Raw genomic sequence first — 20,978 nt, forward strand, 5'->3', positions numbered from 1 at the left:
GCCCCCGACGATCGCCGCGTCTCCGCTTAGCGGCCCATTGATCTCGGGCGGTCCTGGATCAGTTTTGCCAGATCGATGATTTCGCCCTGTCGCATTCGAATGGAGGCGTCTTCGCGCGCCGGCAGTTTGAAGTGCGTGATCAGTTCCATCAGCTTTTGCGTCTCGCCTGTCAGGCTTCGCGATGACGAACGTGAATTGTCGGCTATGGACGCGTTTTTCTGGGTGGTCTGATCCATGACATTCACGGCGGTGGTGACCTCCCTGAGGCTGGAGGATTGTTCGCGCGCGCTGTGAACGATCGTGTCCAGTTTCTCCTCCATTGTCGCGACAAGGCCGGAAATATCCTGCAGTGCGCGCTCGGTGTCCCGCACGCATGTCGCGCCGGCATGAATGTCCTCGACCGTCTTGTTTACCAGGCGGCTGATGCCCTTGGCGGCCTCGGCGCTGCGTTGGGCAAGGCTGCGGACCTCGCTGGCCACGACGGCGAAGCCTTTTCCCGCATTGCCCGCGCTGGCGGCCTCGATACTGGCATTGAGGGCCAGGATATTGGTCTGGAACGCGATGTCTTCGATCATTTCCACGATGGCGACGACTTCGGCGGAGCTTGTCTCGATGCGCTGCATGGCCTCGCGGGTCTTGCCCATGATTTCCGAAGACGCTTCGGCGGAGCGGCAGGCTTTCATGCCGATGGCCCGGGTATGGGTGATGATGTCCTCGGAATGAGAGACGTTCCTGGAAATCTGGTTTATCGCGGAGGTTGTTTCTTCAAGGGCGGCGGCCTGTTGCTCCGTCCGCCTGGCGAGTTCCTCCGCACCGCCGGAGACGGCCTGGCTGCCTTTCCCGATGATGCCGACCGCGTCGGAAATACTCCCGATGGCCAAAGTGAGCTGCTGGATCGACTGGTTGAAATTGTCGCGCAGGGGCTCGAACTCCTGGGGCAGCGGATCATGGATACGGACCGAGAGATCGCCGCCGGCCAGGGCGTCCAGTCCGGTGCCGATCGTTTTGATGACCCGGTTGCCGTCCTTGAGCCTCTGTTCGTCTTCCTGGCGGCGCTTGGCCTGCATCAGTTCGTTCTGGCGGCGCGCCTGTCGGGATTCGGCGTCGGCCTGCTGTGCCTTGAGAAGGGATTCGCGAAAGCTCTCGAGCCCGCGGGCCATGGCGCCGATTTCGTCCGATCGCCGCGCCCCATATACCGTCACGTCATATTGGCCGTGTTCCAGTTCCGCGACGGAGCGCAGGAGGTTGCGCAAGGGGGTGCTGAGCAACCTGTCGAACGTGACCCACATCAGCACGATGGACAGGATAATCAGCGTCACGCCCGGAACGACAAGGGAAAAGACGGTATTCCATACGGGCTTGGTGACGGCATCGGACGGCACGTCGACGACGAGGGTCCAATATATGCCGAAATCGTCAATTCTGATCGGCACGACAATGCGGTCCGCCGCGCCGCCGTCGAATCCCCGCATGATGGTCAGCTTGTGCTGGGCCATGGCGTTTTGCATGACCGCGGTGGCATCGTCATGTTTCATCGTCAGGGATGGGTCGGGATTGACGATCCAGACGCCCTGATCCGAGAGAAGGGAAACGGTCGAGCCCTGGGTGACGTGAACGCTTTTCAGGAGCGGGGCCAGCCAGCCGAGCGGGATGTCCGCCCCGATGACGGCGATCCTCTTGCCGTCGAACGTGATGGGGTAGGTGGGCGATACCATCGGAACCCCTGAATCGGCATCGATATACGGTTCGAGACCCTCCAGATTTCCGGTCTTTATAATATTGTAAAATACATTGCTGTAATGCAGCGGCGGGGTGGTGATCGAGACCTTGCCGTCGGGGCCACGGACGGCGTAGGGGAAGAATGTGTCGTGGCGATCCGCGACCGGGCCGCCGGGAAAATGGGAGGCTTCGCCGTCGTGTGGGGCTTCCTTGACGTCCATGCCGTAAATATTGGGGAAGAGACGCATGGTTTCGGACAAATTGTCGATGACGAACTGTCTGGTCAGCACGCCGGACCGATGGGCGGATTCGATGGTGCCCCGCAGACTGCGCACGACGGTATTCTGCGCGACGAGCGCCTGTACGATCTGCTGCGCCAGGATCTGGCTTTTTGAAATGGCCTGGGAATAGATGGTCTTTTCGACCTGCGCTTTCATCAGCCTGGCGGACAGGGCGACGGCAACGATCTGGATGACGACAAAGGAAAGCCCGCATATCATGATGATCTTCGTCGACAGGGAGCGACGGGATGGCGCATTTGACGATGCCGTCATGACAATAATCCTTCGACGTAATGGAAAGACGCCATTTCGTTGATGTTCGTGGAAAATATCGGGCGTCCTGGTCGTTGTACGCAGGAACGGATCTTCTCGGCCCACATGTCAGGTCAGGCTCTTGGGAATTTCGCCAGAATTTACCGTTAGTTAAGGTTGCGATTCAGTCATATCGGCCGCGGAAGGTCAACGAATTTTTCACGACTGCGACTGTGGGATATTATGGAAAATAAAATATAGTTTAATTTTATAGTCTGAAATCTTGAACCGTCCATTTTCCGATTATTGTAACAATCTATATATAGGGCGAACCGGTGGCGCGAGGCCGTTCGATATGCTTTGCCTGTGATTTTGCTTCATAGATATTGTGGCGGGTCGATGGATTATCGAGGGCTCGGACATGGCCTATCTTCGGGGCCGGATTGCCTTGCGTGCGGCATCGCGTTGGCGCCTGAATATCAAGATTGCTCCATGGAGGTCGTGAACGCGCATGGGCCCGCCTGGAATTGAAGCGGTCTGGGATTGAAGCGGTCTGGGATCGAGCTGGTGTGGAAGTGGGGAGAATAGTGTGATGAACGGATCGGTTTCCCGTGGTTCCGCGGCCGAGGCGGGGGCGGGTTTCAACTGGCCGCTGCTGGCGCTTGCCGTCGGCGCCTTCGGTATCGGTACCACGGAATTCACGCCGATGGGCCTGCTGCCGGTGATCGCCCAGGGGGTGGACGTGTCCATTCCCTCGGCCGGGCTGTTGGTCAGCGCCTATGCGGTCGGCGTCATGGTCGGTGCGCCGTTCATGACGCTTGCCTTCAGCCGTTTCGGCAAGCGCACCGCGCTGATGCTGCTGATGGGGATCTTCACCATCGGCAACCTCCTCTCGGCGCTGGCCCCGGATTATTACACGCTGCTGGCGTCGCGGCTGGTCACCAGCCTCAACCACGGGGCCTTCTTCGGCCTGGGCGCGATCGTCGCGGCGAGCGTGGTGCCGCAGGAGAAGCAGGCCAGCGCCGTGGCCACCATGTTCATGGGGCTGACCATCGCGAATATCGGCGGCGTTCCGGCGGCGACCTGGGTCGGCCAGCAGGTGGGCTGGCGCGCGGCCTTCGCCGGGACGGCAGGGTTGGGCCTTCTCGCCATCGTCTCGCTGTGGCTGGCGCTGCCCCGCGGGGAAGCAGGCACATTGCCGGATGTCCGGCGCGAGCTTGGCGTACTGGTCCGTCCGGCGGTGCTGCTGGCTATGGCGACCACGGTGATGGGCGCCGGCGCGATGTTTACGCTCTATACCTATGTCGCCCCGGTTCTGGCCGATCTTGCGGGGGCGTCGCGGACGTTCGTGACGCTCGCCCTGGTGCTGATCGGGGTCGGATTCACCATCGGCAACGGCTTGGGCGGCCGGCTTGCCGACTGGTCGCTCGATGGGGCGACGAAGATCTTTCTGGCGGCGCTGGCCGCGATCATGCTGGGGCTGCCGCTGGTGCTGACCAGCCATGCCGGCGCGGCGGCCGGCCTGCTGGTCTGGGGGGCGGCGACCTTCGCCATCGTGCCGCCGGTGCAGATGCGGGTAATGCAGGCGGCGGCCGAGGCGCCGGGCCTGGCCTCGTCGATCAATGTCGGCGCCTTCAACCTGGGCAACGCGCTTGGTGCCGCGGTCGGGGGCGCAGTGATCCGCCTCGATTTGGGCTATGCGGCCGTTCCGGTCGCTGGCGGCCTGCTGGCGGCGGCGGGGCTGGCGCTGGTGCTGGCCGGCGGCCGCGAGGAGCGTCGGCTGGCATCTTGCGATGCCTGACGCCGGACTGCGGCGGCGTCAGGAGCGCTTATCCGCCGAACAGCCGCTTGAGCGCACGGATGGGCCAGGTGATGCGCCATGAGGTGGATCGCCTGATATCATCGCGCTCCTGCGCGAGCCGGGCGCACGCGGCGCGAAGGGTGGCGGTTTCGTCGCGTGCCGTGGCGATCTCGTGCTCCAGCCGCGCATGCGCCGCGAGAAGGGTATCGTATTCCCGCTTTCGCCGGGCCAGCGCATCCTGCAATCGCGGGATCGCGGCGAGCTGCTCGACATGACGCCGGACCTGCGTGTGCAGGCTGGCATTGGCGGCAGAAACGTGGCTGGCCTGCAGCGTTTTTTCGGCGAGGTCGCGTTCGGCGCGCTGGAGGGCGGCGGTAAGGGCGTCTTCCGTCTCGCGGGCTTTGGCTGCGCTCTCTGCGGCATTCCGTCGTTCGGCGGCCAGCGCATCTTCGCGCGCCGCGATCCTGGCCTCCGGATCGGCGATGACGAGGCGGGTGAAGGGGAACGCGTCCTTTTCCGCATCCTGGTCGTCGCTGCGCCGCGTGAGCGTCTTCAGGTCGGGAAGCCGGTTGACGCCGGTGGCCCATGCGGTGGTGAGGGCGAGAAAATCGTCTTCTTCCAGCCCTCGCGCCGCGGCCCGATAGGGACGCCAGTGATAGAGGATCGTGGCAAGCCACGCCGAGGGATGGATGCGCGCCAGGGGACGGTCCAGCGCGTCTGCCGGAAATCGCGTGAAGGCTTCGCTGTCCTCACGCACGAAGACCAGCATGTTCTGGGCGTACCACCATTTGACGTCCGGGGAAGACCAGAAGCGGTCGCGCAGGATGTCGAAGCAGCGGAAGCCCTTGCGGCGGAACAGGAGGGCCCAGAATTCGGGCCATTGTTCGTTGATGTGGCCCGTTCCGTGCTGATAGGGAATGGCCGCCGAGAACAGGATGACGTCTCCGAGGCGGGTCAGGTCGTCGACGAGGCTTTCCGAACGGTCGAACGGCAGGTGTTCGGCGACTTCGAGGCAGGTGACGAGGTCGAAGCGGGGCGTCATGCGCGCGGCGATGGTGTCGACAAGTCCGGCGGCGGCAAGATCGGCCGGCAGGAACAGGTCCTGCGCGACGAGCAGTTGTTCCCGCGAGACATAGTCCCCATCGATGCCGAGGCCGCGCGTGGCCCCGCATTCCATGGCGGCGCGCAGCCAGGAACCGACGCCGCAGCCGACATCCACGACTGACCGTGCCGGGTGGTGGCGAAGCAGTTCCGGCAGGACCATGCGGGCCGATGTCAGGCTCTCCTGGGCCTGGTCCTTGTAGAAGGACCGGTCATAGAGCGTGGACTGTCCATCCGGCCGGTCGTCAGGCGTCATGGCCGTACTCCATCAGGGCCACGGGCGCCGGCGGCGGCGGGCGCCTGGCATCTGCCGTCATGGCGTCGACCACGCCCTTGGCGCGGGAGAGGAAGAACGCCCTGCGATAGGCAGCGTCCAGGGCCTGCTGAAGTTCATCGTGAATGGGAAGGTCGGCGGCCTGGCGGGCGAGCGTCAGGGCCTCCAGCTTACGGGTCCGGCGCAGATGGCGGGCGTATCCGGACCAGTCCCGACGCCAGGCGGCGACGGCGTCGTCGATCTCGCAATAATCCTGGATCGCCTGGTCCGGGTGCAGGGTGGCGAACAGATATTGCGAACGCCCCTGGCGGTAGGAGCGGTCGCAGAACTGATCGAAGGAAAGGGCGCGGATCATCACGGCGCAGGCTTTGGGTTCGTAGATGACGCGCAGGCCGTGGCGGGAGAGGCGCCAGCCGAGTTCGATGTCCTCGCACCCGAAGCGGAACGCGGGATGGAAGACGCCGTGCCGTACCAGCAGGGACCGCTTGCAGGAGCTTCGCCCGCCCCAGAATTCGCGGAAGCCCAGGATCTGTCCCGGCCGGATCCAGTCATAGGAGAAGAGCTGCATGCCGCTGTGGGTCACGTGGCGCATGACCGGCAGGGCGTCGATTTCGGGGGCGAGAACCGTGCGGCTGAGAACGGCGGTCTCGATGCCCGGATGGGCGAGGTGGACGGAAAGATGCATGCACAGGAAATCCGGCATGACCACGTCGTCGTCGTCGAGGAAGACGACCACCGGGGCGCGGGCTGCGAACACGCCGAGATTCTTTGCCGCGGCGAGGCCGGCGGCGCGCTGCGAGAGGACGCGGATCGGGAGCCGATTGCGCCATGATGCGAGGACGTCGCACGTGTTGTCGGTGGAGCCGTCATCGACGGCGACGATTTCGAACCGGCTGGCCTGCAGGGTCTGGTTGCGCAGGCCGTCCAGCACGCGCGGCAGGAGATGCGCGCGGTTGTGCGTCGTCAGGATCGCGGAGATTTCAGGTGCCGTCACGTGAAGATTTCCACGACCGAGAAGGCGTCGTCATGCGTGAGGTGCGGATTGCGGGCGAGCAGCCGGTACATGTCCGTGTGTGCCGTGCTGTGGCTGTAATGCTGTGCGGGCGGGCGGATACGATGGGCCATGGTGACGTCGTCGACGATTCCCATGCGCAGGCCCGCATTTTCGATGATGACGGGCCAGACGAAATCGAGGCCCCATCCCATCGCGCAATCCTCGCCGAACGGCAGCAGCAGCCTGGCGGCGTCACGCCGGATGCAGACGAATGGACCGATTTCAACGAAGCGGGTCCGCCGCGCGGTGACGCCGGGAAGCACCTGGACGATCGGATGGTCGGTGAAGCTGTCGGCGGTGCGGGCCGGCTGGCACAGCGCCAGGTCGTACGTCCTGGCATGGTGCAGAAGGCGGTCGACCGCGTCCTCGGCGAGTTCGATGTCGTCGTCGGCGATGATGACCCAGTCGAAGCCGTGCGCATCGGCCAGGATCCGGTTCAGCAGCGCGAATTTCGGTGCGGGCGCGGTTGCGACGAAAATGGTGCCGGGATGGTCGAAGCGGCCACGACCGTCGGGGGCGAGGGCGATCCATCGCTGCGTGACGTCATTTTCGCGCGCGCAGGCGAGGCGGTAGCTGACATGGGCGACGGTGCTGGGCCTGTCGGACATGTAGATGCCGGCGGCGAGGACCCTATCCATCGAGCGCATCCTGAAGGATCTTCCGCACGACGTCGCGGGAGAGGGTATTCAGGATATGGTCGCGGCCGGCAGCGGACAGGCGCGTCCACTGGACGTCGTCGCGATAAAGCCGGATGACCGCGTCGGCGAATGCGGCGGGGTCGTCGGCGATGAGGATGTTGACCCCATCCTCCAGCCCCATGCCCTCGGCCCCCACCGTCGTGGCGACGACGGGCAGGCCGCCCGCCAGGCTTTGCCCAACCTTGCCCTTCATGCCCGCGCCGTAACGCAAGGGGGCGACGAAGATACGATGGCTGTCGAGATAGGGCTGCACGTCGGGCACGTAGCCGGCCACGTCGATCCCAGGGACCTGGCCCAGAGCAAGGATGTCGTTGTCCATGTTGGAGCCGGCGATCGTGAAACGCACATCAGGCAGGGTTTCGCGGATCAGCGGCCAGACCTCGCGGACGAACCAATGCACGCCGTCGCCATTCGGCTTGTGCCAGAACCCGCCGATGAAGAACAGGTTCTTGCGGCCGGTGACGTCCGGCGGATCGGACTCGGGGGCGTCGAAGACGTTGGGGAGCACCTTGACGCAGGCGCGCGGCGCGATGGCCAGCATGGCATCCCGTTCCTCGGCCGTGACGGCGAGCGTGACGTCGGCGGCGAGCGCAAGGGCGACTTCCGTATCGCGGATGCGGCGCGCCTCGGCGTGTTTTTTCTCGTCGCCCAGCAACTGGGCCTCCCGCTCCTGGCGCAGGCCGTGGAAATCGACCATGTCGAAGACGATCATGGCCTCGGGAAAATGCAGGCGCACCAGCGGCATGAAATTCATGGCGACGCCGGGGAAGGACAGGAATGCCCGGTCGAGGCGCGTGGACGGGTCACGGAACCAGGGGGTGATTTCCTCGGTCCCGTAGAGGATGCGCGTGACTCCCCGTTCGCGCAGGGCGTCCTCGTACTGTATCCGGCCGACCGGTGTTCCGGCTGAGCCGGGGAGCGCGTCGCGGTGCGTCGCCGAAGCGAAAATGATCTGCCAGCCCTGCTCGGCGAGCATGTCGATGATGCCCAGCATGCGGAGGCCGCCGGAGTGCTGGTCATAGAGCGGAAGCATGTCCGCGACGACGAGCATGTGACCGCGGGTGGCGGGCACGAGCGGTGGGGCTGCGGGCGGCTCAGCCCGCGTTGCGGGCATGGCATCCTCGGAGCGGGGCGGGGGGGTGGAATCGACGGCGGGCGGCAGGATCGGTTGTTCGCCGTGTCCGGTGTCCGACAGCCCGCGCAGCAGTGTGATGGCGCGGCGCAGGGGCCGGGTAAGGCGCCATGAGGTGGAATCGTACAGAGCGGCGATGAGAGCCTGGAGCGTGGCGTTGTCGGCCCGAAGCGCCTGGCATTCGGCATCGAGGGCGGAAAGGCGGTCGCATTCGGTTTGTAATTGTGTTTCGCGTGCCTCGAAGGCCGCGCAGGTGGCCCGCAATTCGTCCCGTTCGCTCATGAGCCGGGCGATTTCGCGATGAAGAATGGCTTCCCTGGACGTAACATTCGTCTGGATCGATTCGACCCGGAGCAGGTCTCCGTTCGCGGGCTTGAAGCTGTTCACCGTACTGGCCGTCATCTGTTACAGTAAGTTGCCTAGCGCATATTGCACTCTGTTGGTAGTACGATGCTTGGTCCATTCCCGGAGGCTGGTGCGGGGACTTACGCGGATTTCGTCGCTCGGCATGGACGTCGCGATGGGGTAACGTTCCGGCAGGGTGAACAAAGCTGGCGGGGCTGATAGCCATGGATCAAGGTTTTGATGAGATTTCCTGGGCCGATTTCGCGAAGGTGGAATTGCGGGTCGGCAGGATCATCAAGGCGGAGGCCTTTCCCGCGGCGCGGAAGCCGGCCTATATCCTGCATGTCGATTTCGGGCCGGAGATCGGGGTGCGCAAATCGAGCGCGCAGATCACCAAGCTCTATACGCCCGAGACCCTGGTCGGGCGGCTGGTCGTGGGGGTGGTGAATTTTCCGCCCAAGCAGATCGGTCCGGTCCGGTCGGAATGCCTGGTGACCGGGTTTCACAACGAAGACGGGGACGTCGTGCTGTGCGTGCCGGATGGCGTTGTGCCGCCGGGGACGAAGCTGTGCTGATGTCGTCCCGGCATGGCCTTGCGACGCGTCGAGGGCGGATGGCGCGGGTCAGTCGGTCAGGAGATGGCCCGTGCGGTCGGCGAGCGGTATTTTTCCCGCGATCTTGCCGATGATCTTGCCGGGCCAGGCGCAGGTCTGGCTGTGGCGGGCGAAGAATAGGCCGTCGGTCGCGGCCAGCACGTCTATGCTCTGTCCCAGCGGATCGATCACGGTGGCCACCACGTCGCCGGTCCGCACCTGGTCGCCCAGCCTGGCGCGGTAGGCCACGAGGCCCGCGATCGGGGCCTTGACCTGCTGCATCGCCGCGAGCGGCGTGGCGTCGCAGGACAGGCGGGGCAGGGGGGCGGGCGCGTCCGGCCGGTCGATCAGGCCGCGCCGTTCGAGGATGCGGTAGAGGGCGGCCGCCTGGTCCTGGGCCATGCCGAGATCGACATCGTCGTTGCTGCCCAGTTCCAGCGTCGCGGCGGCGCAGGCGGGGGGGATCGCGGCGTCGGGGAAGCGTCGCGCCAGGTCCTGCCATGGGAGGCTGCAGGCCTCGTCGAACGGGTTGCCGCCGGAGATGTCGGCCAGCAGCACCGCGCGTGCGTCGATTTCGGCGGCGATGTCGCGCATCTGCGGCCAGAGCGGCGTGCCGACATACATATGGCGCTGGGCCTGGTTGTCGGCATGCAGATCCAGCACGAGGTCGGCGTCGTGTGCGAGGGTGAGCAGGCGATGGCGCAGTCCGTCGAGCGCCGTCGCCGGCCGCATCGCCGCCAGTGCCTCGGCCATCGCGGCACGGATGCGCGCGACATTCGCCGCCGCGTCGCCGTCCAGGCGGCCCGCCAGAATCCTGGACGCAAGAGCGGCCAGGTCGGGATAGCCGCGGTTGAAATTGCCGCCGGACGCGGTTTCGGCGCGTCCGAGCAGGAAGCCCTGCCGCCATTGCGTTAGGCCGATCGGGTTGGCCTGCGGCAATATGAGGATCTCGCCGCGCAGCCGGCCGCGGGCGGCGGCTTCGTCGAGCAGCCGGCGCAGGAAATACAGTGCCAGCATGCCGGGAAATTCATCGGCATGGAGCCCGGCCTGGAGATGCGCCTTGGGCCGGGCGCCCGGCGTGCCGTAGCGGAAGGCCGTCACGGTGTGGACGTGGCCCGCCGCGTCGGGGGGCAGGGGATAAAGCTGCCGCGTGGCGGCGGCCGAGGGCTCGCCTGTCGCCGGAGGCGGGGTGTCGGCGGGGAATGTCATGCGTCCGTCCTTCAGACCTCGGAATCCACGTCGCCGGTGGTGTCGCGACTCTGGAGGCCGGGGAGGCCGGGGAGGGCGGCCAGGGCGTCGTCGATGCGGAACATCTCCATCTCGTAATAGGCGGCGCAGGCGGCGTTCAGGCAGTGCATGACGTCCGGCGCGGCCATGTTGCCCGCGGCCTCGCCCGCGAGCGGGACCAGCTTGGAGACCGGCGGCATGTCGCGCAGTTCGATATCGTGCGCGTCCAGGAACGAAGCGATGGCATCCTGCGTCTCGGCATGGGTCTTGCCGGGCTCGTCGGGCTTGCCGAGGGCGAGCACGGTTTCGACCACCGCGAGCGGGGAGGTCATGCGTTTCCAGTCCGCCTGGATCGCGGGGGCCAGCTTCCGGGCCAGGGCCTCGTCGGACAGCAGGGCGGTCAGGGCCTGGGAATCGAAATACATGGCTGAACCTTTCTTCTCTTCCTGTGGTGCGTTTCTTCCGCCGGTCCGTTCAGGTGTCCCGGTCACGGATGCTTTCGATGTCGAGGAGGCCGCTGCCGTTGCCCGTCGCGGTGAAGCGCAGCGCGATCGGCCCGTCATGCGGGGGACCGCCGGCGCCGCGCCGGCTGGCGCAGTCCTCGAGCAGGTCGCCGACGAGCTGTGCGAGCCGCGTGTCGGCGTCCGGCATAGCGGCGTCTGGCGTATTATCGGCGTTTAGCGGGTCGGCGTTCGGCATGCCGGTTCGGGGGGCGGCGCGCGTTACGGTGCCGGTATCGAGGTCGATGACGTCGCCGGGCAGCGCCATGTGGAGTTTCGTGCCTTCCGTCCGGAAATCGTCGCCCTGGAGGGCGGTGCGCAGCAGGTCGATATCCACCAGCACCGCGCCGTGCCGGCCGATGACGGTCAGGTGCGCGTTGTCGTGGCCGGCCACCACGCCGCTTTCCTCGCACAGGCCCAGGCCGTAGCGCACGCCTTCCTCGGCGCAGGCCACGACCAGCCGGGCCAGCCGGCGGGCGGCGGTGAGGTTCTGGTCCACGATGGCCGAGCCGAACAGGCCCAGCCCCTCCTGGATCACGATGCCGCGCCGCCCCATGTCGGAGGCCACGCCGAAGCGCAGGGCCTCGTAGGACGAGCCGCCGGCGATCATCGAGCCCGACAGGGCCGAGGCCGCGCCCGCCACAGCCACGATCGTGGCCCCCGCCGCATAGGCGCGGGCGATCGCCAGCAGGACCGGCGTGACCTCGCCGCGATGCAGCAGCGTCTCGACCAGGCGGATCTGGTTGCCGCCGGCCAGCACGATGGCGCGCAGCCCGGCGATGCGTTCGACCAGCGCCGGGTCGGCCAGTTCGACATTGTCGATGGTCAGGCCGAGATCGATGGCCTCCACCCCGTGGCGGCGGAAGGCGCGCAGCCAGGACTGGGCCTCGTTGCGTGGTTCGGACGAGGCGGCCGCGATGATGCCGACCGGGCCCGTATGATCCCGCATGCAGTCCCGCGCCAGGTCGCGCATCAGGGCGTTGCAGCGCAGCGGCGAGGAGCCGAGCAGCACCAGGCGCGCATCGTCGCCGGGGGCGATTCCGTAATCGCGGGCCAGGGCGGCGCGCCGGCTGGCCGCGAGCTGCGCGGCGTCGAGCTTGCGCGCCGCGACGGCGGCGCGGAAATCGAGTGCGGTCATGCGCAGCATGTCGTCGCGCAGCGCGATCAGTCCGCGCGATCGGTCCGGCACGCGGCCGAGTTCGACCGTGGTGGCGATCCCGGCCTTGGGTTCGATCGCCCGGGCGCGATCGGCGGCGTAGGCCGTGCTGTCGCCCAGCACCAGGCGCGCCAGCAGGTCGTAGAGCGTATAGGCGCCGAACACGTTGCGCGGCGAGCGCGCGGGGGCGCGATAGGCGATTTCGGACGCCAGGACGGGGCGCTTGTGCATGTCCGGCGTCACGCGGTGATCCGGCAGGTCGAAACTGTCGCCGTCATCGAGATAGGAAAAGGCGATGCCGTCGATCGTGCGGCCCTGGCGGTCATAGGCGGCGCCGGCCATGTCCACGATGACGGCGCCATATTCGCCGATGACCCGGCCCTGCGTGCCGTCGACGAACAACGCGGTGTTTTCGTCGATGCCGTAGCCGCGCGGGGTGCCGGTCTCGGCCATCGCCATCACCAGGCGTCCGAACCGCCCGCGCTTGAGGAAATGCTGGTCGACGATGCCCCAGGGAAAGAAGCCGAGCCCGCGCCCGAGCAGCAGGCCCGGGCGGTCGGGGTTGGTGACCACGCCGAAGGTCGTGGCCTCGAGCGAGGTACCGCCCTCGATCATGATGTCGGACATCATCGCGGCGCCCGCGCTGGAGCCGGCGACGAGGCCGCCGGCCGCATGGGCCGTGCGGATGGCGTCGAGAAGGGGCGTCGCCCGCCCTTGGGGGGCCAGGGCGGCGGTGATGAAGGCCTGGTTGCCGCCGGTGAAGAAGACGCTGCCGTAAGCGCCGACCAGGGCGGCGAGCGCCGGGTCGTGCGCGGCCCGCGCCGCGCCGGGGCCGTGGACGGGGGCGAGGGCGGCATCGAAGCCATGCGCGCGAAAGGCGGCGACCGTTTCGGCCCCGACGGCGTCGGGTTCGGACGAGGCGGTGGGGAATACGACGATGCGTCCGCCCGAGAGACGGTGCATCTCGCGATAGACGGCATCATTGTCGTCTTCGAGACGGCCGCCGATGACGGCGAGCTTCGGGCGGTTGCCCGCCGGTCCGGCGGGAGGCTGGGAGATGGACATGGGTGGCGGTCAGGCGTCCGGAGCGATCAGCACGCCGCGCGAATCGGTCACCACCCTGAAGCCCGCGGGCAGGTCGAAGGCGCCGTCCATGATCCGCGCCGCCGCGTCGGGCGCGGGCGCGCCGTCGAAGGCGGGGCGGAAATGGATGATCTGCTTCCAGGAGCGGGTGATGTTCTCGCAGAAGAACAGGACGAGGTCGTCGGGGCGCGCCATATCGAGCGCCGCCTGGAGGGATTGTTCCTCTTCCTCGATGATGCGGATGGCGTCCTCGGCGACGCCGGCGTCGCGCAGCGCGGCCTGCATGATGCGGGGCATCTCGTCCATCGCGCGGCCGCGCGGCGTGTCGTCGCGATGGCAGATATAGACGTCGAAATGCCCGGCCACCCGGGCCGCGATCGCCGCCACGTCCTCGTCACGCCGGTCGGCGGGGCAGGTGACGCAGACGATGCGGCGGCCGCGCGGCTTGAGACGCTCGACCAGTTCGGTCATCGCCGCCACCGCGGCCTCGTTGTGTCCGTAATCGAGGATCACGCGGAAGCCGTGCTCGTCATAGACGTTCATCCGGCCCGGCGACTGGAAGAACGTGTTGTCGAACGTGCGCAGCCCGGTGCGGATCTGGTCCAGCGTCTTGCCCAGCGCATAGGCCATGGCGGCCGCGAACATCGCGTTCTCGACGTTGTGCAGTGCCTTGCCTTCCAGCGTCGCCGGGATCAGGTGCGTCCACATCAGCGGGATGTGCAGCCCGTTGTCGTAGATGACGATCTGCTCGCCATTGATGCCCTGTTCCAGCACGATGGCGCGCTTGCCCAGGCGGATATGCTCGCGCACCAGCATGTGGTCGGGGTTGCGGGTGACGTACATGATGTGTTTCGCGGGGGATTGGGCGGCCATCTTGAGCGTGTATTCGTTGTCGGCGTTCAGCACCACCGTGTCGCGCGTGACCTGGGCGATGACCTGCTTGACCGCCGCCAGTCCTTCGAGCGTGTGCACGCCGCCCAGGCCCAGATGGTCGGACGTCACGTTCAGCACCGCGCCCACGTCGCAGAAACTATAGCCCAGCCCCGAGCGGACGATGCCGCCGCGCGCGGTTTCCAGCACCGCGATGTCGACCGTGGGGTCGCGCAGCACCATCTTGGCGGAGACCGGGCCGGTCATGTCGCCCTTGATGGTGACGTTGCCGTCGATATAGACCGCGTCGGTCGAGGTCTGGCCGACCACGTGCCCGGCCATCTTGAGGATATGCGCCAGCATGCGCGCGCAGGTCGTCTTGCCGTTGGTGCCGGTGAGGGCGGCGATCGGCACGCGGCTTTGCGTCCCCGGCGGGAAGAGCATGTCCATGATCCGGCCGCCCACGTCGCGCGGCCTGCCCTCGGACGGGGCGATATGCATGCGCAGTCCGGGCCCGGCATTGATCTCGCAGATCGCGCCGCCGGTCTCGCGGTAGCTTTTGGTGATGTCCGAGGTCAGGAAATCGACCGCGCCGATATCCAGTCCGATCGCCCGGATGGCGCGTTCGGCCATCAGCTTGTTGTCCGGGTGGATCACGTCGGTCACGTCGATCGCCGTGCCGCCGGTCGAGAGATTGGCGGTCTTGCGCAGATAGATCTTCTGCCCGGCATCGGGAATGCTGTCGGGCGTCATGTCGCGTTCGGCCAGCAGGCGCAGCGCCTGTTCGTCCAGTTCCAGCCGGGTCAGCAGGTTTTCGTGCCCGACGCCGCGGCGCGGGTCGCGGTTTTCCGCCTCGACCAGGGCGGCGATCGTGCGGGCGCCGTCGCCCACCACATGGCCCGGCACGCGCAGGGCGGCGGCGACCAGTTGGCCGCCGACCACCAGCAGGCGGTGATCGTCGCCCGCGATCATCGATTCGATGACCACCGCCGACCCTTCGCGCTCGGCCGCGGCGAACGCGGCGGCCACCCCGGCCGCGTCGGTGACGTTGACGCTGACCCCGCGGCCGTGATTGCCGTCCAGGGGCTTGACGACGACCGGGAAGCCGATCCGCTCGGCCGCCGAAAGGGCCGCGTCCGGTTCGTAGACCACGCGCTGCCGGGGCACCGGCAGGCCCAGATCGGCAAGCAGGCGATTGCTGAGATTCTTGTCCGACGCGATCTCGACGGCGATATGGGAGGTCTTGCTGGTCAGCGCGGCCTCGATGCGCTGCTGGTATTTGCCCTGTCCGACCTGGATCAGGCTGCCATCGTTCAGGCGATAGACGGGGATGTCGCGCGCGTTGGCCGAGCGCACCAGCTCCATCGCCGACGGGCCGAGCGACCGGCGGTCGGCATAGCGCAGGAAGCGCGCGATGTCGTCCTGCAGGTCGGGTTCGCCCTTTTCGTCGGCGCGGGCGATCGCCACCAGCATGTCGCAGGCGACCTCGCCGGCTTCCAGGCCGATATCCTCGGATTCGTAGCTGTAGAGAACATCGACCTCATCCGGCGCCCGGGTCGCGCGCGCCATGGCGCGTCCACCGTCCTGCGCCGCCAGGTGCTGGAGGTGCAGCGCGAGTACCGCGACCAGCTCGCCCAGCGCCGGGGCCGGCGCGGCCGCGAGCGCCGCCGACCAGGCATCGGCGGCGGCGCCCTGGAGCGGCAGGCCCGGCATGGCGGCCTTCAGCCGGTCGAGCAGCGAGGGGCCGAGCGCCTGAAGCGCCGTGGCGTAGGACGGCGTGACGTCGACGGTCAGGCGGATGAGCGGCGTCGTCGCGTAGACGTTGGGACCGACATAGACCGAGGTGGAGACAATATTCATGGAAGCCCCATTCTTTCCCTGGCGATCATGCACGACACGCCGATGCCGCACATGAACATTCTGTTGCGGCCGCATGGTCCCCCCGCGGCCGGCACCGGGCGACCCCCCGTCAGGCAGGGTCGTGCGGGAGAACGACGCAGGGCAGCGGCGCGGCGCGCACGATCGTCCCGACGTCGGACCCGAAGAAAAACCGTGTGACGGGCCCGGAGCGGCACGGGCCCACGACCAGCAATTCGCCCGCCAGCCAGTCGGGCCGGGCGAGGGACGCCGCCCAGTCCGTGCCCTCGGCGATCAGGCTGTCGGGTGCCGCCACGCCGCAATCGGCGGGCCAGGCGGCACGGATCGCCGCATGCGCGGCTTCGGCCTGCGCGCGGAATTGCCGGGTGACCATGTTTTCGGCGTCGTACCCGACCAGGCTGGGGCCCGGACCGGAACCGCCCAGACCGGAACTGCCCAGACTTGAACCGATGGGGCCGGTCGTCTGCCGGTTGTCCGCCACCAGGGTCAGCAGGCGCATCGGCGCGCCCAGCCGGGCCGCCAGGCGTGCCGCCGCGCGGGCGGTGGCGGCGGAGCGCGCGGAGCCCGAGATGCAGCATGTCACGCGGGGTATCGGTGCCGTGGTGGGGGCCGTGGCGGGGGCCATGTAGCCTGCCCCGTAGCCTGCCGGGGCCAGGAAGACGGGGCAGGGGGCGGAGTCGATCAGGGCGGAGGCGACCGGGCCTTCGGCGACATGTCCGTCCGGTGCCCCGGCGGCCGGTCCGATCACGATGGCCCAGGCGTGCTCGGCTCGGGCCAGGGCCGCGAGCCCGGCCTGGGGGCTGGCGGCGGCGCGCGCCGCGAAGCGGAGGCCCGTCGCGGCGGGCGCCATGGTCCGGGCCCGGTCCAGGGCGATCTGCGCCTTTTCCCGCAGGAAGGCCGCGTATTCGGCATCCACCCGCGCGGGGGACGGATGGTCCCAGGTTTCGGGCACGACATGGGTGACGATGGCCGTGCCGCCCGCGGCGCGGCTGGCCAGCGTGCCGAGCGCGAGCGCCGCCCGGGCGCCGTCGCCGGCCGAGACCCCGATGATGAGCGGCGGCGGCGGCGGCGGCGTCATGGCGTATCCGGACTCCGCTCCGGAAGGGCCCGTTCCAGAAGGGAATGCCGCGCCGAATAGGTGAAGTAGAAGATGGCGGCGACCACGCCCCAGGCCAGGGTGAGCATCAGCACGATCGCCGAGAGATTGGCGATCAGATACAGGCAGCACAGGATGCTGAGGATCGGCAGGTACGGAAAGAACGGGACGTGAAAGCCGCGCGGCATGTCCGGCCGCCGGTAGCGCAGCAGGATGACGCCCGCCGACACCACGGTGAACGCCACCAGCGTGCCCATGCTGGTGAGGTGCCACAGCATGTCGGCCGGTAGGAGGGCCGCCGCCAGCGCCACCAGCGCCGCCACGATGAAGGTGTTGGCGGTGGGCGTCATGGTCTGGGGGTTCACGCGGTGGAAGATCGGCGGCAGCAGGCCGTCACGCGAGACGGCGAACAGGATGCGCGTCTGGCCGTACAGCACGATCAGCGTGACCGAGAAGACCGACACCACCGCCCCGGCGGACAGGATGACCGCGGGCCATGTCGCGCCGGTGATGGTCTGCAGGATGACGGCGAGGCCGGCTTCCTGCCCGGCGAAGCGCGTCTGGTCCTGCGCGCCGAGCGCGGTGAGGGTGACCAGCACGTAGAAGCACGTCACCACGGCGAGGGCGAGCACGATGGCGAGCGGGAGGTTGCGGCGCGGGTTTTCGACTTCCTCGCCCGCCGTCGAGATCGCGTCCAGCCCGACGAAGGTGAAGAAGATCGCCCCCGCGGCCATGCTGACCCCGGCGAAGCCGTGGGGCGCGAAGGGGGCGAGATTGCCGGAATGGAAAACCGTCGCGGCGAGCGCGATGAACAGGGCCAGCACGCCGAGCTTGACCATCACCATGATCGCGTTCGCCCGCGCCGATTCCCGCGCCCCGCGCGCCAGCAGCAGCGCGCACAGGAAGACCAGGATCGCGGCGGGCAGGTTCATCAGGCCCCGCCCGCCGGGATGCACGCCGGTCGCGTCCGCGACCAGCGGCGCCGAGAGCATCCATTCGGGCAGGCTGAGCCCCGTGACGTTGAACAGGAGGTTGCGGAGATATTCGCTCCAGCCGATGGCCACGGCGGCGGCGGACACGCCGTATTCCAGCGCCAGCGACGCGGCGACGAAGAAGGCCGCCCCTTCGCCCAGCGTCGCGTAGGCGTAGGAGTAGGACGAGCCCGAGACCGGGATCATCGAACTCATTTCCGCGTAGCACATGGCCGTGAGACCCGCCGCCAGGCCGGCGATCAGGAAGGCGACCAGCACGGCCGGCCCCGCCACGGGCACTTCCTCGGAGAGGACGAAGAAGATGCCGGTGCCGATGGTCGCGCCGACGCCGAACAGGGTGAGCTGGAAGAGGGTGATGGAGCGCCCCAGCCGTCCATCGCCCTGATTGCCGCCCCGGTTGCCGCCGTGATCGCTGCTGTCCGCCAGCAGGGTTTCGACCGGTTTGCGGCGGGTCAGGCGGTGGGCAAGGCGATGATGATGATGGGCCGGGCGATGAAGGTCCAGGCGATGAAGATCCGGGCGATGATCGGGGCGGACATCCATGCGGGGCGGGCTACTCCGGAGTGGGCGGCTGGTCGGTTGCGGTAGTGTTACAAAAGCCGCGCCCCTCGGCAAGTCGCCCGGCGTGAGGCTGTTCCTATGACGGGGCGTTCAGCTTGTCCTGCGTCCTGGTGTCGAAATCGGCGGCGTCGTGACGTTCGTGCAACTGGGTGGAGGGATCGCCGCTGAGGCGGTTGACCATCCGCCCGCGCTGGACGGCGGGGCGCGCCAGGATCGTGTCGGCCCAGCGCAGCACGTGCCGATAGTCCTGGACCGACAGGAAGTCGGCCGCGCCATAGAGCCAGCCCTTGACCAGCCCGCCATACCAGGGGAAGGCGGCGATGTCGGCGATCGTGTACTCGCTGCCGGCGAGATAGGCGCTGGCCGCGAGCCGGCGGTCGAGCACGTCGAGCAGGCGCTTGGTCTCCATCGCGAAACGGTCGATCGCATATTGGATCTTGATGGGCGCGAAGGCGTAGAAATGGCCGAACCCGCCGCCGAGGGAGGGGGCGCTGCCCATCTGCCAGAACAGCCAGGACAGGCATTCGGCGCGCGCCGCCGGGTCGGCCGGCAGGAAGGCGCCGAATTTTTCGGCCAGGTAGAGCAGGATCGATCCGGATTCGAAGACGCGCACCGGCTCTGGCCCCGAGCGGTCGAGCAGCGCCGGGATCTTGGAATTGGGATTGATGTCCACGAATCCGCTGCCGAACTGGTCGCCCTGGCCGATGCGGATCGGCCAGGCGTCATATTCCGCGCCGTCATGGCCGGCGGCCAGCAATTCCTCGAGCAGGATCGTGACCTTCTGCCCGTTCGGCGTGGCCAGCGAGTAGAGCTGCAGCGGATGGCGGCCGACCGGCAGTTCCTGGTCGTGGGTCGCGCCGGCGATGGGGCGGTTCAGTCCGCCGGCCTGCCGGTTCCAGGTCCAGATCTTGGGCGGCGTGTAGTCGGAGGAATCGGACATTTCGGATATTCCCGGATTTGAGATGGCTGCAAAATGGCTCGGCGATGAGAGTATGTCCGACGCGGCGTGCGATCCAGACGGCGCCTGAGAGGGAGGAAGATACGTGACGTCGCTTGGCCTGTTCGCCCTGCTGCTGTGCCTGTCGTCGCTGTTCGGGATCGTCAACCGGCGGACGCTGCGGCTGCCGACGACGATCGGCATCCTGGTGATCGCGCTGTTCGTGTCCTTCGTGCTGATGGGGGTGGATGCGCTGACGCCGGGGCATGATTTGCAGGCCCTGCCGCGCGCGGTGCTGCGGCAGGCGGACCTGCCGGGCAATCTGCTGGAGGGGGCGCTGTCCTTTCTGCTGTTCGCGGGGGCGCTGCAGGTCGATCTGGACCAGTTGATGGCGCGCATGGGCGCGGTGCTGTTTCTGGCGCTGCTGGGCACGCTGCTGGCGGTGGGGCTGTTCGGCGGGGCGATGTACGGGGTGTTCCTGCTGCTGGGGCTGAAGGTGTCGCCCCTGTGGTGCGTCGTGCTGGGGGCGATCCTGGCGCCCACCGACCCGGTTTCGGTCGTCGGCATGCTGCGGCGGCTGGGCCTGCCCGGGCCGATGCAGGCGGTGTTCGCCGGGGAAAGCCTGTTCAATGACGGGGTGGGGGTGGTCGTCTTCGGCGTGGCGATGATGCTGGCGACACAGACGGGGGCGACCCAGACGGGGGCGACCCAGGCGGGAGTGGCGCAGGTGGGTGCGGGCGGGTTCGGCCTGTGGGAGGCCGCCCGGGCCTTCGGCATCGAGGCGGTCGGCGGCGGGGTGCTGGGGTTCGTGTCGGGGTGGGTGGCGCTGCGCTGCGCGCTGCTGGTGGAGGACGCGCACCTGGAACTGCTGGTGTCGCTGAGCCTGGCGACGGGGACGTTCAGCCTGGCGAACGCGCTGGGCCTGTCGGGGCCGATCGCGGTGGTGGTGGCGGGGCTGTGGCTGGGCAGCTCTGCCGCGCGCCGGGCCGTGGGACCGGCGGGTCGGGCGATGCTGGTGACGTTCTGGAACCTGGTCGACGAGATCTTGAATGCGCTGCTGTTTCTGCTGATCGGTTTCGAGGTGCTGGTGGCGCTGCCGCGCCAGGCGGCGCTGGCCGCGCTGCTGGCGGGGATTCCGCTGTCGGTGCTGGCGCGGGGGCTGAGCGTCGCCCTGGCGCTGCTGCCGGTGCGGCTGGACCCGGCGGAGCGGCGGCGCGCGCTGGCGGTGCTGACCTGGGGTGGGCTGCGCGGCGGGATTTCGGTGTCGCTGGCGCTGGACCTGCCCGAGGGGCCGATGAAGCACGTGCTGGCGCCCGTCTGCTACGGGATCGTGATCTTTACCATCGTGGTGCAGGGGCTGACGATCGAGCGGGTGGTGCGCCGGTTCTATGGCGCGCCGGCCATGAGGATGCCGGCCGGAGGGTGAGC

Annotated in this window: 15 protein-coding genes; 3 read left to right on the forward strand and 12 right to left on the reverse strand. The window is 67.8% G+C overall.

What is annotated here, in order from left to right; genetic code table 11:
* Positions 1–26: 26 nt before the first annotated feature.
* Complete coding sequence (locus QN315_RS17775; RefSeq protein ID WP_323990742.1) at positions 27–2,273, reverse strand: methyl-accepting chemotaxis protein; 2,247 nt, start codon at positions 2,271–2,273, stop codon at positions 27–29.
* A 571-nt stretch (positions 2,274–2,844) separates the two neighbouring features.
* On the opposite strand from QN315_RS17775, the gene QN315_RS17780 reads away from it, so the two are divergent.
* Complete coding sequence (locus tag QN315_RS17780) at positions 2,845–4,053, forward strand: MFS transporter (RefSeq protein WP_323990743.1); 1,209 nt, start codon at positions 2,845–2,847, stop codon at positions 4,051–4,053.
* A gap of 28 nt (positions 4,054–4,081) precedes the next feature.
* On the opposite strand, the gene QN315_RS17785 is transcribed toward QN315_RS17780, so the two are convergent.
* The 4 genes from QN315_RS17785 to QN315_RS17800 all read right to left on the reverse strand — a co-directional run bounded on the left by QN315_RS17785 (position 4,082) and on the right by QN315_RS17800 (position 8,714).
* On the reverse strand, positions 4,082–5,317 hold the full coding sequence (locus QN315_RS17785; RefSeq protein WP_323990744.1) for a methyltransferase domain-containing protein: 1,236 nt from the start codon (positions 5,315–5,317) through the stop codon (positions 4,082–4,084).
* A gap of 82 nt (positions 5,318–5,399) precedes the next feature.
* Entirely contained in the window at positions 5,400–6,422 is a 1,023-nt protein-coding gene (locus QN315_RS17790; protein WP_323990745.1) for a glycosyltransferase, read from the reverse strand.
* Complete coding sequence (locus QN315_RS17795) at positions 6,419–7,120, reverse strand: hypothetical protein (RefSeq protein WP_323990746.1); 702 nt, start codon at positions 7,118–7,120, stop codon at positions 6,419–6,421. Before QN315_RS17795 ends, QN315_RS17790 begins: the two co-directional genes overlap by 4 nt.
* Positions 7,113–8,714: a glycosyltransferase gene (locus tag QN315_RS17800; RefSeq protein WP_323990747.1), complete on the reverse strand. Its 1,602-nt coding sequence runs from the start codon at positions 8,712–8,714 to the stop codon at positions 7,113–7,115. The genes QN315_RS17795 and QN315_RS17800 overlap by 8 nt, the downstream gene beginning before the upstream one ends.
* Before the next feature lie 167 nt (positions 8,715–8,881).
* Here QN315_RS17800 and QN315_RS17805 point away from each other — a divergent pair, with 167 nt between their 5' ends.
* Positions 8,882–9,232, forward strand: a complete 351-nt coding sequence (locus QN315_RS17805) for a tRNA-binding protein (RefSeq protein ID WP_323990748.1) — start codon at positions 8,882–8,884, stop codon at positions 9,230–9,232.
* Between the two features lie 48 nt (positions 9,233–9,280).
* Here QN315_RS17805 and QN315_RS17810 read toward each other — a convergent pair whose 3' ends face one another.
* From QN315_RS17810 to yghU, 7 genes are all read right to left on the reverse strand, one after another.
* The gene (locus tag QN315_RS17810; RefSeq protein ID WP_323990749.1) at positions 9,281–10,459 is read right to left on the reverse strand and encodes a succinylglutamate desuccinylase/aspartoacylase family protein; all 1,179 of its coding nucleotides are present in this window, start codon (positions 10,457–10,459) and stop codon (positions 9,281–9,283) included.
* Between the two features lie 11 nt (positions 10,460–10,470).
* Positions 10,471–10,902, reverse strand: coding sequence for a type II toxin-antitoxin system VapC family toxin (locus QN315_RS17815; protein WP_323990750.1), 432 nt, complete (start codon positions 10,900–10,902; stop codon positions 10,471–10,473).
* Between the two features lie 49 nt (positions 10,903–10,951).
* On the reverse strand, positions 10,952–13,198 hold the full coding sequence (locus QN315_RS17820) for a cyanophycinase (protein ID WP_323990751.1): 2,247 nt from the start codon (positions 13,196–13,198) through the stop codon (positions 10,952–10,954).
* Between the two features lie 9 nt (positions 13,199–13,207).
* Positions 13,208–15,946, reverse strand: coding sequence for a cyanophycin synthetase (cphA, locus tag QN315_RS17825; protein WP_323990752.1), 2,739 nt, complete (start codon positions 15,944–15,946; stop codon positions 13,208–13,210).
* Between the two features lie 109 nt (positions 15,947–16,055).
* Complete coding sequence (locus QN315_RS17830) at positions 16,056–17,042, reverse strand: universal stress protein (RefSeq protein ID WP_323990753.1); 987 nt, start codon at positions 17,040–17,042, stop codon at positions 16,056–16,058.
* Positions 17,039–18,595 carry an amino acid permease gene (locus tag QN315_RS17835; protein ID WP_323990754.1) on the reverse strand — a complete coding sequence of 519 codons (1,557 nt, stop codon included), beginning with the start codon at positions 18,593–18,595 and terminating at the stop codon, positions 17,039–17,041. The genes QN315_RS17830 and QN315_RS17835 overlap by 4 nt, the downstream gene beginning before the upstream one ends.
* A 94-nt stretch (positions 18,596–18,689) precedes the next feature.
* Positions 18,690–19,553: a glutathione-dependent disulfide-bond oxidoreductase gene (gene yghU / locus QN315_RS17840; RefSeq protein ID WP_323990755.1), complete on the reverse strand. Its 864-nt coding sequence runs from the start codon at positions 19,551–19,553 to the stop codon at positions 18,690–18,692.
* 103 nt (positions 19,554–19,656) lie between these two features.
* On the opposite strand from yghU, the gene QN315_RS17845 reads away from it, so the two are divergent.
* Positions 19,657–20,976, forward strand: coding sequence for a cation:proton antiporter (locus tag QN315_RS17845; RefSeq protein ID WP_323990756.1), 1,320 nt, complete (start codon positions 19,657–19,659; stop codon positions 20,974–20,976).
* Positions 20,977–20,978: the final 2 nt, after the last annotated feature.

Source organism: Nguyenibacter sp. L1 (genome assembly GCF_035199985.1).
Lineage (GTDB): Bacteria > Pseudomonadota > Alphaproteobacteria > Acetobacterales > Acetobacteraceae > Gluconacetobacter > Gluconacetobacter vanlangensis.